Source organism: Odoribacter splanchnicus DSM 20712, assembly GCF_000190535.1.
GTDB classification, from domain to species: Bacteria; Bacteroidota; Bacteroidia; order Bacteroidales; family Marinifilaceae; genus Odoribacter; species Odoribacter splanchnicus.
The window spans coordinates 3,853,690-3,869,596 of record NC_015160.1 but is presented as its reverse complement, the minus strand read 5'-3'; the positions used below and the strand labels follow the sequence as shown (position 1 = coordinate 3,869,596).

Sequence of the window (15,907 nt, the reverse complement as noted above, 5' to 3'; positions counted from 1 at the left end):
GTACCCCATATAAAGTTACAGGAATTCCGGGACAAAAGGTCCGTCCCAAAATCCCAAAAAAGTTGTATTTTTACACAGAATTTAAACGATCGGAAATGTTGGAATTTGAATTGACAGAAGATTATATCGAGCTGATCAAGCTGCTGAAAGTATTACAAATTGCCGAAAACGGGGCAATGGCAAAAACATTGGTGGAAAATGGAGAAGTGGTTCGTAATGGCGAACCGGAAAGCCGGAAACGGGCCAAAATCCGAAAAGGCGAGGTAATCAAAGTACTGGGCCAGACGATCAAAGTCATCTGATCCGGCGTCAATACATTTCAAGCATTCCTTTTATCGCTTCCAGATAATATTCTTTCCATCCCCCGGTGATCTCTTCGTACACATCTTCGGGGATATGGGTATGAGTCAAACCGACCAAAGTCCTGGCTCCCTCTTTTTTCAGGGTAATGCGGACGATAGATTGTTTTTCCTGCTCACCGAAAAACCATTCCTGTACCAACAGCTTACCGGGAACAACTTCCAGGTTAACACCTGTAATATCCCCTTCCCAAAGTGAAAACACATAACCTTCTTCAGCTTTCATATCAGCGGGATAGCCACTCCACAATTCAATCTGAAAAGGATTGGTCAATGCAGCGAAAACCTCTTCGGGATCGGCAGTGATCTCCATCTTGTATTCGAAATCCATATTTTTATTATTTGCTGACAAAGATATATCTTCTTATGTCAATTCCAGCTTCTCTTCCCCTCTTTTTCCACGCCTATCTGAATAACTTTCTGAAAATCTGAAGGGCACATTCCAAAGATTCGGCAACGGGTAAGTTCAATTCTGCCAGCAATTTATTGGCCGCAGACAAGATATCTATTTTCGAATAACAACTTTCATGCACAAAATTCAGATATTTCAACACACGGAAAGCATTGAAATTATCGAAAAACCGTTTCATAAATTGCTCTACAGAAGCACAGTTTGCATTGATCTCCGCCAAGACTGCAATTCCATTCATTTGGGATAAAAAAAGCCGGATATCCTTCGTCTGCTGTTGAAAATAGCCCGAAACACCAGCTTCATCCACTTTATAAAGGGTAGAAATTCCCTGAAAAAAACATTTTAAATCCCGAAAAGCCTGTGGGTGATATACCCGAAAATGTCCGGACTCCTGAACGATCTGCCGGACCGCCTGCCCGGTTCCAAAAGGGGTACGCCCCGAGAATCGCGGAGAAGGATATACCTGCGTCGACTGTAAGGTTGCATATCTACCGGTAGCGATCAATTTCTGCAAAAAATAAAAATCCTCTCCAGCCTGTCTTTTATTCATTCCTCCCTGAGCCACATAATCCAACGTCCTTACAGCAAAAGCCGATCCTATACAATGGTAGGCATGGGGATGACCGGTATACTCCAATGCCAAACGATAATACCTCAGATACAATTCGTATTTCATTATCGCCTCACGGGCCTGAACTGTCATATCGGCTTCTTCGAGACGGTGAGCATAAGCAATAGAAACGCCGGCCACAGATTTTTCCTGAAAATAACGGACCACCTCCTCCAAATAATTCGGTTCGACCCAGGTGTCAGCATCCAAAGAAAGAATAGGAGCATCGATTCGCCCGTTTCGGTAAAAAAAGGCAGCCGATAAATCCATAGCTATTTTCCGGGCCAATCCCACTCCGGCATATTTTGCAGGTAAATCGAATGCTTCGACCACTTCGAAGCGAAGCCGGTCGGTCTGCCTATCCCGAACATATCGTTTCAAAGTGTCAGACAACCCGATATTCCGGGTCTTTATTTCCTGCGGGCAAACTTCACTATGGTTCACTACAATCAAAACACCCGCCTTGATATTCATCACCGAACAACAGCAAAGTGAATCCAGGGTAGCAAAAATATCCGGATCGTTGAAAACGGGGATAATAACAATCACAGCAGTATCTGCCTCAAAAGAAAGCTGACGAGAGACCGGATTCCGACTGAAATAACGTTCAAATACCTTCATAAGCATAAACTGCTCCGATGGTTAACCCTTACCTATAAAAAAAGGCTGATCACTCAGCCTTTTCAAAAATCTTCTGTCATTTTATTTCTGACTATCGCCCTTTTTGTAATTGGCATTCAAGCGATCGACAATCTCTTTCGTGATATCGAAACCATCCTCGGCATATAAAACATTTCCACCCAACTGAGTACTCAATACAATACTGAATCCTTTCTCTTTGTTGTACTCTTTCAAGAAATTAGTGATTTCGTCAAAAAGCTGTTTGTTCAGTTCGCTCTGCTCTCTGGAAGCTTTATCCATCATCTCCTGTTGTAAGCGGCGGAAATTTTCTTGTTTCACCAACAATTGATCTCTGGCTTCTATCGCCCGGGCTTCGGAAATAAAACCGTTATTTTGCAATTTCCGTTGGAATTCGGTTCCTTCCTGATCGATTGCTTTCGCTTTTATATTCAATTCTGTCCTGCGATCTTCCTGTTTTTTCAGAAAAGCCTCGTTCAATTCGACTGCCAGCTGATAATTATTCAAAAGTGTATCCGTGTTGATATATACAATTTTTGTTGCATCGGCAGTACCGGCAACTTTACTGGTCATTGCAGTTTCCGGTGACTTATGGCCAGAAAAGTACAATACATAAAGTACAATCACTGCAACGAACAACACAACATTCAATACAATGGACAAATTCTTCATAAAATCATAACTTTATTAATACTAAATACTTGCCTATCTTTATTTTTCTCCGGTTAGCCCAACAAGGAAAAATTACAGACACAATAGCACTACAAAGATATATTTATCTTGAATCAATTATCTTGCTTTTCCTTTTTTTTCAAATAATAAATCTTCTTTAACAGATCGATTTCATTAGGATTGAGCCATTCTTTCTGATTTTTTACCCGCCGTCTCATTCGGAGCATTTTATAGGCATCGACCGACTGTGTACCGACTCCGATACCGACATCGACATGCCCTTTCATCTCGACACTCCGGGCATATTCGTTGAGCATCATCCGTTGATTCATATCGGCATCCATATAGTCTACAGGCGCATAAGCCTGCTTCAATATGCCGGTCATATTATTACGGGCATTGATCAGATTTTGTCTTTGCACCTCTCCCCACCGGCGTAAAATCAAAGCTTCTGATAATTGTAAGGTATCGGGAGACAGAAAAACCCCCATCATGTACCGATCTTCGAGCAAAGTATCGGGCATGACAACAGTACAAGGTTTATAGCCGACAAAAGTAAAGCGGACGGTATCTTTACGACCGATTTTCAACACAAAGCATCCCATTTGATCGGAAATAGTTGCTTTACCTTCACCATAACGACAAGTCACATTAGGAAGTGTCTGTGAATCCTGAGTGTCGAAGACTACTCCGGAAAATACAACACTATCCGAAACGACGACCCTCTGTGCACAAACAATTGGAGAAAGAAAAATAAAGAATAAAACGATAAAATTAATTTTTACCATGTTCCTTAGCAATCTCGGTATGCTGTAAAATATTCAAGAGTAGTTCCCGAGCCCGGAACAATTGAGCTTTCACCGTCCCCAGAGGAATAGCCAGGGTATCGGCGATTTCTTCATATGAAAATTCGTCGAAATAGCGTAATTCGATTAACCGGCGATATCTTCCTTTCAAAAGAGCGACCTTTTCCCGCATAAAATCGGCACGTTGCTGACGAATCGCTTCTTCATCCGGCGTTCTGACATCAGCCGGAATACTATTGATATACCCTCTGTCTTCAGGATTGATATCGTCGACATCCAAAGACACAGTCTGCGCCTTTCTTTTCCGGATAAAATCGATCGTATTATTCGAAGCAATCTTAAACAGCCAGGTACTGAAAGCAAATTGTGGAGAGTAATAGTTCAAACTGGCAAATGCCTTCTCGAAGGCCTCGAACATCAAGTCTTCGGCATCAGTCCGATTGTTTACCATTTTAAGGATCATAAAATATACAGAATCCTTGTAACGCTTAAAAAGTTCCCCATAAGCTTTCTCGTCTCCGGCAATTGCGTTACGAACTATCTTATAGTCGTATAAAGCTTTTTCAGATAAGTTGTTAGTTATCTCCATTTCTTTGCAGTAAATATTGAATAAAAATTATAATACCATTGAAATATAAAACCCAAGGTATTTACAGTGAACGAAGTTAAGAATAATTTCCTTTGCCCCAGATGTTTTAATACCACATTTATTACTATAAAATCTATTAAAAATGTTAATATTATAATTCCGGCACTGTATTCACGTAATGTTCCTTGTATAATAAAATAAAATGCCGACAAATAAACGATACTTTCAACGATAAAGTCGACATCGCTACTCAAACGCACAGCCAATGGCCACCGACGTTTCGTAGCATAATAATAAGAATAATCATCTTTCCAGGCTTTTTTCCGCTCGTCACAGATCACCACCCGGGTATCGGGGTCTTTCACCACTTTGACCGTCCCCTTTTTAGCCATATCTTTTACGATTTCTGTATCATAACCGATATATTCCTGGGTATTACCGGTAAATCCTCTTTTCTCCAGATAGTATTTTTTCCGGTATCCCATATTATTACCATTTCCGACCACCTGTAGTCCCCGTCTATTCAGCACCATCGTCTTCCAGAACCACAAGAATCGGAAATAACACCTGAATTTTCCTCCCGCACCGTCTACCGGATAATTGGAGTATCCGATCACGACCGCCGTATCGGGCGTAAAATAAGAAGCCATCGCATGCAGCCATCGCCCGGATCCGGGCTTACAATTAATTTCAGAAAAAAGCAACACATCATATTGTGCCGCGAGGACACCTATATTAATAGCAATCTTCTTCGTACGCCGGAATTTCGTTTCAGGAAAAATCCGGGTAGTCTTCAAATGCGGGTATTTCTGTTGCAAATCGGATAAAACATCCTGCGTCTCATCCTCGGAACATTCGTCTACGACAATCACTTCATATTTCGGATATTCTTGGGTCAGAAATGCTTCAAGATTCTGTTTCAATAGCTCGGCCTTATTCGAACAGGTAATAATTACCGAAACTCCTTCCTCGGGTTCTACAGTTGCCGGTCTTTTTTTAGTGGTAAGTACCGTACTGCGTAAAATGATCATAATCAAATGGGCAAAAAAAAGGAGGATCAACAACAGGAATAACCAACCATTATAGCCTAATCCTACCCAAAAATCAACAAAATTATTCATTTCAAATTAAAAAATCATAAACCTCTATAAAGCCATAAAGCGCTTTATTACATCCTTTTCTAAATACATTCAAAAAAAATCACACAAATATAGTCACTTATTGACGATTTATTTTGCTATTCAGAATATATTTTATCACTTTTAGTGTGAATTTACTAACATTAATTTCAATTACTATGAATCAGAAAGCAAAAGGAATTATCGGTATTTTAACCGGAGGAGGAGATGTACCAGGATTGAATCCCGCCATCAGAGCAGTCACCATACGTGCCTTACGAGAAGGGTATAAAGTGATCGGAATCCGGCGGGGCTGGAAGGGTTTGGTCGATGTCATCCGGGACAAAAAAGTAGATAATTCATGTAATTATTTCGAGTTGACCGAAGAAATCGTAAATAAAGCAGGACGAACAGGAGGTACTTTTTTACATTCATCCCGGACACGTGCTTCGCATGTCCCCCAATCAGCCGTTCCCGAACATCTGAAGGACAAATACAATGCAGAAATAAACGATTTAACCCCTGAAGTCCTGAAGAATCTGGAATTTATCGGCATCGACTACCTCATCCCAATCGGAGGAGACGACACCTTAAGCTATGCCGTACGCCTGAGTCAGGAAGGAGTAAAAGTAGTAGCGATCCCGAAAACGATGGATAACGATGTACCGGGTACGGACTATTGTATCGGTTTCAGTACCTGTATCACCCGGACGATCGAGCTGACCCATGACTTGCGAACTTGCGCCGGTTCACACGAACGGCTGCTGGTACTGGAAGTCTTCGGACGCTATGCCGGTTTCTCAGCCATGTTACCGACACTGGCAGGAGCAGCAAACCGCTGTGTGATTCCCGAATACCAATTCGATATCGAACGGTTAGCGGAATTATTATGCCAGGACCGGTATACCAATCCGAGCAAGTATTCAGTGGTACTGGTATCCGAGGGAGCTAGTTACAGCGGCGGCCAGATGATGTTCCAAAGTGATGAAGCGGACATGTTCGGTCATAAGAAATTAGGAGGAATTGGAGATTATGTTTCCAACGAGCTTAAAAATCTTTCTCCGAAGTTCAATAAAGGGGAAACCATCAATGTCATCAATCAAAAACTTGGTTATCTGGTACGTTGTGGAAATCCGGATGCGATGGACTCTATCGTGCCTATGGCTTATGGTAATCTTGCACTCGATTTAATCTCTAAAGGAATGCACGGGCGTTTAGTCATTTTAAGAAACGGACGTTATGATAATGCACCTATAGATATTGTCACCAGTAGTAAAAAATTGGTCGATATCAATAAATTCTATAATACCGATCGTCTGCGTCCTCAATACAATAGCTTCGAATTTATGCCGCAAATGATTCTTTAAAAGCTAAAGGCTAGAGGCTAAAGGCTAAGAACGATTAAACGCTTATAGCTTTTAGCCTTTCGCTTATAGCTTTAAATTACTTAGTTTTTTTAGGGGTCGGTGCCTTTTGTTTCATAGCGGCAGAATCGGGAGCGATGCTATCCACTGCAATAACGACAGTCTCTGACTCGATAACGGTTACTGAATCAGCGGGTTGCTCTGTTGCCTGAACTTTCGCCTGTTCCTTTTTCTTCTGAGAATTTCCGCAAGCGGCCATAAACAATACTACTGCAACCATTGTAGTAAAGACCCAAGCTGTAGAACCTTTTGTTTTCATTTCCTGTTTTTATTTAGTATTACAGAAAGATTTTACGCAATCCTGAACAAAAAGTTTTATTACAGGTCGCCGGACATACGGTTCCGGATGATTTTTTCGAAAAAATAAGGGTAAATCCGATATCCGAAAGGCTCACACCCTTCGAACAAAAGTATTCTCCGAAGACCAGAAAATAAATAAATCTCATGTACTGATTTTAAATTACACAAAAATTTGTCACGACTAATTGTATTTCTCTTTGCAAATTGTGTACCTAAAACAACTATCTTTGTCCTATAAGATTATCGGATAGCACACAGAACTAATTTATTTACAATCGATTGAATATCTACAACACTATAAAAATAAGTTTATGAACATACATCTTATTGCTATCGGGGGAAGCGCAATGCATAACCTGGCGTTAGAACTTCATAAAAAAGGATATCAGGTGACCGGTTCGGATGACGAGATTTTCGAACCCTCGAAATCCAGATTAGAAGCAGCAGGCCTGTTACCGGAAAAGTGGGGTTGGTACCCGGAACGCATCACCTCCCGTTTAGATGCCGTCATTTTGGGTATGCATGCCCGGGAAGATAATCCGGAACTACAAAAAGCACAGGAACTTGGAATTCCGATTTACAGCTATCCGGAGTATCTGTACGAGCAAACCAAAAACAAATTACGGGTCATCGTCGGCGGAAGTCATGGAAAAACGACCACAACTTCGATGATCATGCATGTTTTGAAAACATGCGGAATAGAATTCGATTATATGGCCGGAGCTTTATTGGAAGGCTTCGATACCATGGTTCACCTGAGCGACCGAAGTAAAATCGCTGTTTTCGAAGGAGACGAATATCTTTCTTCTCCCATCGACAGACGCCCCAAATTCCACCATTATCACCCCGATATCGCTATCCTCACCGGCATAGCCTGGGATCATATGAACGTTTTCCCTACTTTTGAAAACTATGTAGAACAATTCGCTCTTTTCACCCAACAGATCACTCCGAACGGTAAACTCATCTATTACGAAAATGATGAAAATTTACGACAGATCGCCTCTCGGGTACCTGCTTCTGTACAAGCGATCCCATATACAAGTTTTCCTCATTATACCGAAGAAGGAACCACTTATTTAGCAGGTAGCTTACCGACCCCTATTCAGGTATTCGGAGAACATAATCTGCAAAACATTTCAGCCGCCTATCTGGCTTGTAAAGAATTGGGCATCGACGAAACCGCTTTTTTAAAAGCCATCGCTACTTATAAGGGAGCAGCCAAACGCCTGCAAAAAATAGCCGAACAAAACGATACAGTCGTATTCCTCGATTTCGCCCATTCGCCATCAAAATTACAAGCGACCATAAAGGCTGTACGGGAACAATATCCCCGACACAAGTTAATCGCTTGTATGGAATTACACACTTTCAGCAGCCTGAATGCAGCTTTCCTTCCACAATATCGTCATACCATGGACCTGGCAGACGAAGCTATCGTATTTTTTAATCCGGAAGTCGTAAAGCACAAACGCTTACCTGAGATCAGTTCCGAAGATGTCAGAAAAGGTTTCGACGATACGCAATTGAAAGTATTCACGGATAACCGGCAATTACTAGAAGAGCTAACACAAAAGAATTACGAAAATAGTGTATTGCTCATTATGACTTCGGGCAATTTTTCAGGCATCGATATAAAAGAATTAGCCACGCAACTCATTCATAAATAAAATATAGCCGGGAAAAATTCCCGGCTATCTCACCAAGCTTCTCCTCTCTCCGAACAAGAACATATTCGTATATTATCTCAAACAAATTATACGAAACAACTATTATCAATCCATTTTGTGACGTAATTTCAAAATTTAATTATAACTTATAAACGAAGGCTAAGGCAAATGTAAATAATTTTCAAAAGAAACACAAGAAACGGTCTTTACAAGTAAACATTTTTATATTGCGTCAACCATGGATATGTCAATAAATCAAAGGCTTGCTAATTTTCTCTATGAGAAAAAAATTTCACAAGAAGAATTACGAATTAAACTTGGTCTGAAGACACGTCAACAAGTGAGTAACTGGTTAAATTGCCGGGATCACATACCAGACAAGCATCTGATGGGAATTATCCGTCTATTCCCGGAACTAAATGCCAATTGGCTCATCCGTGAAATAGGAAGTCCGCTTATAGACCAAAAATCTCTCCGGCAAATCAATCGGAACGAATTCGGTTTCTGCGAGGAATGTTTGGAAAAAGACAAAGAAATAGAAACCCTGAAAACCCTACTACTCAAGAAAGAAGAAGAAATCGAGAAAAAAGAAAAAGAGATGCGAGAATCTTGCCGGGAATTAGGGAAAATGGAAGAACGTCTATCCCAATTCGAAAAAGTATTAGCACAAAAAGAATGTACCCATTAGAATAAAAATCCATTATTATTTGGAATTTAAAAAAAATCATTTCTATATTTGTTGCATCAAAAGAGAATAGAAGAGATGACAAAACAAAATCACATGACTCAGAATTGGTGGTGGCGCCGGTTGAACTTCGTAATAAACGATGAGGTAATGTGATTCTATTGTATAAAAGAACTGAAACGCCTGATGTTTATTACGAACATCAGGCGTTTTTCTTTTGCTTAATCATTAAAATCAGATAAACACACTAAAACGCAAACAACATGAAAGGAGACAAGAAAATTACCCTGACAGAAAAAGAATTACCGACCCACTGGTACAACATCGTGGCGGATATGACCAACAAACCGTTACCTCCTCTGAACCCTGTAACCAAACAAGCAGCCAGTAAAGAGGACTTTTTGCCTATTTTTGCCGAAGAGTTAGTCAATCAGGAATTTTCGCAAGAACGTTTTATCGAAATTCCTGAACAGGTACAAGATTTGTACAAAATCTGGCGTCCGACTCCGCTAGTCAGAGCTTATGGACTGGAAAAAGCCCTGGATACTCCGGCCAGGATTTATTTCAAAAACGAAAGTACCAGTATGGCAGGATCACATAAACCCAACACCGCCATCCCACAGGCTTATTATAACTATAAACAAGGCATCAAACGCCTGACCACCGAAACAGGCGGAGGGCAATGGGGATCTGCCCTGAGCTTCGCAGCCCGTTACTTCGGAATAGATTTAAAAGTATTCATGGTGAAGGTCAGCTATAATCAAAAACCTTACCGTAAACTGATGATGAACACCTGGGGAGCCGACGTCATTCCTTCGCCGAGCGAACTGACGGAAGCCGGAAGAAAAATCCTGAGCGAACATCCCAATTCTTCGGGTAGTTTAGGTATCGCAGTATCGGAGGCTGTTGAAATGGCAGCCAAAGATCCCCAAACCAACTATACCATCGGTAGTGTATTGAACCATGTATTGATGCACCAAACCGTCATCGGAGAAGAAGCTATTCTTCAAATGGAAAAGGCAGGAGCGGAACCCGATGTGGTGATCGGTTGTTTTGGCGGTGGCTCGAACTTCGCCGGTATCGGCTTTCCTTATTTACGCAAAAAACTAACCGAAGGGAAACAGATCCGGGTCGTTGCGGTAGAACCTCAATCCTGTCCGAAACTAACCCGGGGAACCTTCCAATATGATTTCGGCGATACCGTAGGGCTGACTCCTCTCATTCCCATGTATACCTTAGGCCATAATTTCGAACCGGCCAATATTCATGCCGGAGGACTTCGCTACCATGGAGCAGGAGCGATCGTCAGCCAATTATTAAAAGACCGGTTGATCGAAGCTGTAGATATGCCTCAGCTAGAAACTTTTGAAGCCGGAGTACTATTCGCCCGTACCGAAGGGATTATCCCTGCACCCGAATCGACCCACGCCATCGCCCAGGCGATCCGGGAAGCCCAAAAGGCCAAAGAAGAAGGAAAAGAAAAGACGATCTTATTCAATCTTTCGGGTCACGGTATGATCGATCTGTATGCCTACGAACAATACTTCGCCGGTAACCTGCAAAATTATACCATCCCCGACAGTGAAATAACCTGCTCACTGAAAGATTTGGAGAAAATTATTTAAAAGCTAAAAGGCTATAAGCTAAAAGCGATAGGCTAAACCCACTCGCTTTTAGCTTTTAGCCTTTAGCTTTTTGCCTTTAGCTTTTTGCCTTTAGCTTTTTGCTTATAGCTTATAGCTTTCCCGCCTTTCAGTTTTCCTTACAATAGCGCTTGATAACATTATAGGCGCTCACGATACCCAACTCACCGGCTTTACTCAAATCGGCATTTGCCAAAGCTTTTTGGCCGGTATAGATATACAATAGTCCCCGGTTGAAATAGGCTTCGGCAATATCCTTATCGAGTCTCAATACCTGATTAAAAGTTTCGATAGCCCTCTCGATCTCGCCATTTTTGGCATATACATTGGCCATATTGAATAAGGCAAAAACAAAATCAGGGTCTATCCGGAGACATTCATTATACCCTTCTATGACCTGAGAATAATCTATCTTGCGTTGCATTTGCTGTTGTTCACCGACAATACGGGGAATCTTATCATCCACAGATTCGATATAATCGAACATCAACATTCTGGCATTAGCTAAATTAAACAGTGCCAAAAGATTATCGGGTTCTTTCTCCAATATCGCCGACAAGTCTTCGATGGCTTTGGCATACTCCTTTTGATTGAGATAAATACTTCCCCGGATCAAATAAGCATCCGCATCCCCTGTCTGCATTATCCGCCCGGTCAGCTCTTCGACATAAGATTCTGCAAAATCGGCCGGATATACCAAATCTTTATTACATAGCGTAATAGCCGGATTATAATTATGTGCCTGATTATAATCCATAATATGCCGGTTATAATATTGTACTTTACCACTTCTCAAGGAATCCAGGCTCAGGTATTGCACATAAAACACATCCTGCAATTCGATGATCACTTTCTTATCCTGCACCCGTCCGTTGATCACATCCCGCACTTCGTCATGCCGGGCATTGATATCGATCAACTTCTGGAAATTGGCCGTAGTATCTACCAAAGCATTCTTATCTCCTTCTTTCATCCGCTTATAGCGATCCATGATCTGCATCGCCAAATAATGATCCTTATCGGCAGCCTCGAAATCCTTTAACTCCTGATTAACGGCCGCCCGTGCCAGATAAGCTTTCACAAAATCCGGATACAAATGAATACTCTCAGTGAAATCATCGTAAGCCCCATACCAATCCCGGATATCCATTTTCAGCAATCCCCGGTTGAAATAAATCAGGATATTATCGGGATTCATTTCCACCACTTTATCCAAATCCCGGATAGCCGCATTTTTCTCGCCTACCTCTGCCCGCAACATAGCCCGGTTGTAATAAGCATAAATATAATTGCTATCGATCCGGATCACTTCACTATAATCGTTCAATACTTCCGGATATTTCTTCATTTCATACCAAACCATCGCCCGGCTCATCAATATACGCTTATTCTCGGGATTAGCTTTTAAAGCCCGGTTAAAATCTTCGATGGCATTGTGATACTCTTTATGCTGAAACCACAAATATCCTCTCAAACCGAAAGCATCGTCCGAAAACATATTCAACCGGATAGCAGAACTACAATCGGCCATCGCTCCCTCCCAATCGTCCAGTTTTTCCCGGACCACAGCCCGGTTTAAATAAGCGGCTACCAGTTTACTATCGATCATCAACGCTTTCGAGTAGTCTTTTTCAGCAGCCTTAAAATCCCCCATTTCAGCTTCGGTAATCCCCCGGTTGGCATACACATAAGCATCCCTGGGCTCTAAAGCGATCGCCTGGGCATAGTCGGCCATCGCCTCCTCATATTTACGTAAGTTATGCCAAGCCACTCCACGATACATATAAGCATGAAAATAATTGGGATTCAACTCGATAGCCTTCGAATAATCCTGTATCGCCCCTTCATAATCATCCAGATTCAATTTGGCCAGCCCCCGAAAGAAATAAGGTTCCGACAAATAGGGCTTCACCCGAATAATGTTATTAAAGTTATCTATAGCAGAAATATAATCATCGAAATAAATAGCATTTTGCCCCATCCGGAGGATGTTATTGGTATTCCACTGAGCATACCCCCCCCAAGAACACAGGAACAAAAAAGCAAATAAAATAAACGTTCTCCTCATTTTTCTCTAAAGTTTATGCGCTAAAGATAAATAAAAAAGATATCGGATACAAATAAAGCCCAAATGGATCGTTGGTATAACATAACTTCAAAAACAGACGGATCAAAAAAGATGGAGCCCAAGAAGAGCCCCATCTTTATATCATTCCGCTTTTAAAATCCGAATCGATCCGGCAACGTACTATTCACGAGGTGCATAGTCGTTATCATCGTCTTCGTCGATTCCAGGAGTAAATTTCCAGGTATCGACATCTATCGGAGCATTCATTGTCGATCCTCCGGTAGTCACATACCCGTAATCATTAAAGGTAAATCCTACGGCATAAGCACGTCTGTTCATCGCAGCAGGCAATTCGGTCACTTCATCCCAACGGTCAGTATCGATATTATATTCCCAGCAAGTACCCGGATAACTTCCGTTACCTGTAGCCACATATCCTTTCAATACACCTCCATCTCTTGAAGACACAAAAGCAACGGCATATGCGCGGGGAATCTGATTATAATCATTGTCGAAACCACGTCCGTCCTGATCAACTAAAGGCTCTTTATCATCCCAGGTCGTACCGTCGAAGGTATATACATCCCGGCGGAAATTGGATCCGGAAGAAGAAGCAGCACCAAGACATACCACAGCTTTGTCTTTGATCACAAAAGCAACGGCACCACAACGCGGTTCGCCACGGAACTCAACGTTACTCCAGGCAGCATCTCCTGATTTTGAAGGATCGAAACAATACATATCGTTCACCACCATTCCACCGCTAACCAGTCCGGTCCCGACATAACCTTTACCATTTAAAGAAAAGGCTATACCGTCTCTACGTCCACCATCCTTACGATCCGCAGGCTTCGGTAATTTAATGACTGTAGTAGTATCCCAACTGACCCCATCGAAAGTATAAAAATTGTCATAATACGTTTCTTTACCCAAATATTCACGGTATCCGGTTCCGACATAAGCCACCTGATGACCTTCTTCACCGACGACGAATGCCACAGCACCGGCACGTCCAACAGTAGGAAAACTGGCGACAGAGACCCACGATTTACCGTTAAACTTCCAGAAATCCGTCAAATATTTATCCTTTTCTTCAACATTTTCATTTCTACCAAGACCGACATAAACTTCACCGTTCAAGGTAAAAGTCACAGCGCCTGTTCTGGGTTTTCCACTAAACGAATAACCCCGGGACCAGTCTCCCCACGTATCGTCATTTGAATGACAAGCAACAAAAAATAACCCCAGCATTATCAGGCATAAAAAATTTACTTTTTTCATAAATTACTTTTTTATCTGATTCAAATTTATAATTCTATATTACACTTCAAAAATCATCCGGCAAAACTAAACATTTTTTGCATATAATTCCACTCAAATCACGAGATAATCTTTCGAATCGATAAAGATTTCAGTTTTTTAACACACTTCCGCAAACATTCCCGGGTGGTGTGTACGAATGATAAAGAATATTTTCATTCGTTAAGCATTGAGCGAATTGCAATAAAATAACAGAGCTCATGCCATATTTTTAGAAAATAGTTTTACCTTCGCGTCGTAAATAATAAAAAATCCTATTATATGCGATTGATATTTTTTCTACTTATAGCTACGTTAGGACTATATTCCTGTAATAATGACCTAACTACCATAGGTCAGGATTTGATTAATAATGGAAATCATATTGAAGTACAAACCACCTTGCTGAAAGAAACAGGTACGATAAAAATAGACTCCTTTATCACCTCCAGCGGAAGATACGGTTCGGCTATTACGGAAATGTTCATGGGCCGCTATAAAGATCAATATAGTGGTGTCACGACGGCATCCCCCTGTTTTCAGATCGTTCCGGTTTCCCAACCGTCTATCAATTTCCGGTATTTGCTGGATTCGGTCACCTTCCATTTCAAAGTAGGGAAAAATATTTGGGGAGATACGACAGAAACAGCTACTCCTCAAACACTTTCACTTTATCGTTTGGCCCGCTTGCCGGAATTCAGGACAGACCAAAACGACTACTTTTATAACCGGGATTCTATTCCATGGGGAGATAAACTGGCAACAGTCAGTTTTATTCCCAAAAGGATGATTATGAATCAGGTATATTTCAAACTCGAGAAGGATACGCTGACCGAAAGAATGTTTGCTATGATGCAAAACGACGATCCTATTTTCAGGCCGAACAGCAATAGTGAGATCAGCTATTATAAATTTATCAATTACTTTAAAGGTCTGGCTATTCAAAGTGGAAAAGACAATAATTGTTTGTTAAGCCTGGAAATGATCCCGGACAGCCTGTATATGCGGTTTCATTATCATAATGCAGACCAAAAGTATACTTACGATTTGAAGCTATTGAGTCAGAGAAATGAATACCAATATTTTAATGTAAAAAATATACCTTCGGAAAAGTATGGTTTCGAAGCTTTGACCGAACAGACAAAAGAAGTGAAATTTACAGAACATGACATGGCTATCGTTCAAGGGCTTAGTGGATATATGGTAAAAATGGTCCTTCCGGAGCCCGATGTTCAATCGACTTATAAAACCGTGGTAAAAGCTGAAATTGAAATAAAACCCCGGGTATGGGCTTCGCCGGAAGTTGCTTATCCATCGACGATCAGTGTTTATTATACGAACAAGATTAATGAAATAAAAGGTGTGGCTTATAACAGTACCAATAATCCTATTACCGGAAGATATGTAAAGACTGAAAACAATGAAGAAGACAGGTATATTTTCGACATTACCGATTATTACCAAACAATTTCCCGGTATTCCGACTCCAAGGATGTCAGACAGCTGTTATTGACCATACCTAATTTAACTTCTTCTTTTAATCGTATGATTATAAAAGACGTGCCTGTATTGAGGGTATATTATGCAAGTTATAAAGACTAACCAAGAATCAT

The 15,907-nt window shown here is 41.2% G+C and carries 15 protein-coding genes; 6 read left to right on the top strand and 9 right to left on the bottom strand.

The genetic code is table 11. The features are described 5' to 3' along the window. Nucleotides 1-95: 95 nt before the first annotated feature. The gene (locus ODOSP_RS16365; protein ID WP_013613403.1) at nt 96-302 is read left to right on the top strand and encodes an RNA-binding S4 domain-containing protein; all 207 of its coding nucleotides are present in this window, start codon (nt 96-98) and stop codon (nt 300-302) included. 7 nt (nt 303-309) lie between these two features. Here the strand turns inward: ODOSP_RS16365 and ODOSP_RS16360 are convergent, their stop codons facing one another. The 6 genes from ODOSP_RS16360 to ODOSP_RS16335 form a co-directional block, all read right to left on the bottom strand. Beyond that, nucleotides 310-690: an SRPBCC domain-containing protein gene (locus tag ODOSP_RS16360; RefSeq protein ID WP_013613402.1), complete on the bottom strand. Its 381-nt coding sequence runs from the start codon at nt 688-690 to the stop codon at nt 310-312. 73 nt (nt 691-763) lie between these two features. Next, complete coding sequence (locus tag ODOSP_RS16355; protein ID WP_157741861.1) at nt 764-2,002, bottom strand: glycosyltransferase family 2 protein; 1,239 nt, start codon at nt 2,000-2,002, stop codon at nt 764-766. Between the two features lie 81 nt (nt 2,003-2,083). After that, a complete protein-coding gene (locus ODOSP_RS16350; protein ID WP_013613400.1) occupies nt 2,084-2,692 on the bottom strand; it encodes an OmpH/Skp family outer membrane protein in 609 nt (202 codons plus the stop codon). 113 nt (nt 2,693-2,805) lie between these two features. Further along, entirely contained in the window at nt 2,806-3,480 is a 675-nt protein-coding gene (locus ODOSP_RS16345; RefSeq protein ID WP_013613399.1) for a peptidase associated/transthyretin-like domain-containing protein, read from the bottom strand. Continuing rightward, entirely contained in the window at nt 3,467-4,087 is a 621-nt protein-coding gene (locus ODOSP_RS16340) for an RNA polymerase sigma factor (RefSeq protein WP_013613398.1), read from the bottom strand. The genes ODOSP_RS16345 and ODOSP_RS16340 overlap by 14 nt, the downstream gene beginning before the upstream one ends. Further along, complete coding sequence (locus ODOSP_RS16335) at nt 4,078-5,208, bottom strand: glycosyltransferase (RefSeq protein WP_013613397.1); 1,131 nt, start codon at nt 5,206-5,208, stop codon at nt 4,078-4,080. Before ODOSP_RS16335 ends, ODOSP_RS16340 begins: the two co-directional genes overlap by 10 nt. Before the next feature lie 176 nt (nt 5,209-5,384). Here ODOSP_RS16335 and ODOSP_RS16330 point away from each other — a divergent pair, with 176 nt between their 5' ends. Continuing rightward, nucleotides 5,385-6,572: a 6-phosphofructokinase gene (locus tag ODOSP_RS16330; RefSeq protein WP_013613396.1), complete on the top strand. Its 1,188-nt coding sequence runs from the start codon at nt 5,385-5,387 to the stop codon at nt 6,570-6,572. A 76-nt stretch (nt 6,573-6,648) separates the two neighbouring features. Here the strand turns inward: ODOSP_RS16330 and ODOSP_RS16325 are convergent, their stop codons facing one another. Further along, on the bottom strand, nt 6,649-6,888 hold the full coding sequence (locus ODOSP_RS16325; protein WP_013613395.1) for a hypothetical protein: 240 nt from the start codon (nt 6,886-6,888) through the stop codon (nt 6,649-6,651). Between the two features lie 352 nt (nt 6,889-7,240). Between ODOSP_RS16325 and ODOSP_RS16320 the strand changes: the two genes are divergently transcribed. From ODOSP_RS16320 to ODOSP_RS16310, 3 genes are all read left to right on the top strand, one after another. Further along, entirely contained in the window at nt 7,241-8,599 is a 1,359-nt protein-coding gene (locus ODOSP_RS16320; RefSeq protein ID WP_013613393.1) for a UDP-N-acetylmuramate--L-alanine ligase, read from the top strand. Nucleotides 8,600-8,837: 238 nt separating this feature from the next. Next, on the top strand, nt 8,838-9,287 hold the full coding sequence (locus ODOSP_RS16315; RefSeq protein WP_013613392.1) for a hypothetical protein: 450 nt from the start codon (nt 8,838-8,840) through the stop codon (nt 9,285-9,287). Nucleotides 9,288-9,547: 260 nt separating this feature from the next. Then, nucleotides 9,548-10,909: a TrpB-like pyridoxal phosphate-dependent enzyme gene (locus ODOSP_RS16310; RefSeq protein ID WP_013613391.1), complete on the top strand. Its 1,362-nt coding sequence runs from the start codon at nt 9,548-9,550 to the stop codon at nt 10,907-10,909. A 127-nt stretch (nt 10,910-11,036) separates the two neighbouring features. On the opposite strand, the gene ODOSP_RS16305 is transcribed toward ODOSP_RS16310, so the two are convergent. Together ODOSP_RS16305 and ODOSP_RS16300 are read right to left on the bottom strand one after the other, a co-directional pair. Further along, nucleotides 11,037-12,995, bottom strand: coding sequence for a tetratricopeptide repeat protein (locus tag ODOSP_RS16305; protein ID WP_013613390.1), 1,959 nt, complete (start codon nt 12,993-12,995; stop codon nt 11,037-11,039). Between the two features lie 180 nt (nt 12,996-13,175). Then, entirely contained in the window at nt 13,176-14,276 is a 1,101-nt protein-coding gene (locus ODOSP_RS16300) for a Kelch repeat-containing protein (RefSeq protein WP_013613389.1), read from the bottom strand. Nucleotides 14,277-14,576: 300 nt separating this feature from the next. Between ODOSP_RS16300 and ODOSP_RS16295 the strand changes: the two genes are divergently transcribed. Continuing rightward, complete coding sequence (locus ODOSP_RS16295) at nt 14,577-15,896, top strand: DUF4270 family protein (RefSeq protein WP_013613388.1); 1,320 nt, start codon at nt 14,577-14,579, stop codon at nt 15,894-15,896. Nucleotides 15,897-15,907: the final 11 nt, after the last annotated feature.

Bases quoted from the DNA above. Each gene is read 5' to 3' on its own strand.
- ODOSP_RS16365 (WP_013613403.1), top strand. From the start codon at position 96: ATGTTGGAATTTGAATTGACAGAAGATTATATCGAGCTGATCAAGCTG.
- ODOSP_RS16360 (WP_013613402.1), bottom strand. From the start codon at position 690: ATGGATTTCGAATACAAGATGGAGATCACTGCCGATCCCGAAGAGGTT.
- ODOSP_RS16355 (WP_157741861.1), bottom strand. From the start codon at position 2,002: ATGAAGGTATTTGAACGTTATTTCAGTCGGAATCCGGTCTCTCGTCAG.
- ODOSP_RS16350 (WP_013613400.1), bottom strand. From the start codon at position 2,692: ATGAAGAATTTGTCCATTGTATTGAATGTTGTGTTGTTCGTTGCAGTG.
- ODOSP_RS16345 (WP_013613399.1), bottom strand. From the start codon at position 3,480: ATGGTAAAAATTAATTTTATCGTTTTATTCTTTATTTTTCTTTCTCCA.
- ODOSP_RS16340 (WP_013613398.1), bottom strand. From the start codon at position 4,087: ATGGAGATAACTAACAACTTATCTGAAAAAGCTTTATACGACTATAAG.
- ODOSP_RS16335 (WP_013613397.1), bottom strand. From the start codon at position 5,208: ATGAATAATTTTGTTGATTTTTGGGTAGGATTAGGCTATAATGGTTGG.
- ODOSP_RS16330 (WP_013613396.1), top strand. From the start codon at position 5,385: ATGAATCAGAAAGCAAAAGGAATTATCGGTATTTTAACCGGAGGAGGA.
- ODOSP_RS16325 (WP_013613395.1), bottom strand. From the start codon at position 6,888: ATGAAAACAAAAGGTTCTACAGCTTGGGTCTTTACTACAATGGTTGCA.
- ODOSP_RS16320 (WP_013613393.1), top strand. From the start codon at position 7,241: ATGAACATACATCTTATTGCTATCGGGGGAAGCGCAATGCATAACCTG.
- ODOSP_RS16315 (WP_013613392.1), top strand. From the start codon at position 8,838: ATGGATATGTCAATAAATCAAAGGCTTGCTAATTTTCTCTATGAGAAA.
- ODOSP_RS16310 (WP_013613391.1), top strand. From the start codon at position 9,548: ATGAAAGGAGACAAGAAAATTACCCTGACAGAAAAAGAATTACCGACC.
- ODOSP_RS16305 (WP_013613390.1), bottom strand. From the start codon at position 12,995: ATGAGGAGAACGTTTATTTTATTTGCTTTTTTGTTCCTGTGTTCTTGG.
- ODOSP_RS16300 (WP_013613389.1), bottom strand. From the start codon at position 14,276: ATGAAAAAAGTAAATTTTTTATGCCTGATAATGCTGGGGTTATTTTTT.
- ODOSP_RS16295 (WP_013613388.1), top strand. From the start codon at position 14,577: ATGCGATTGATATTTTTTCTACTTATAGCTACGTTAGGACTATATTCC.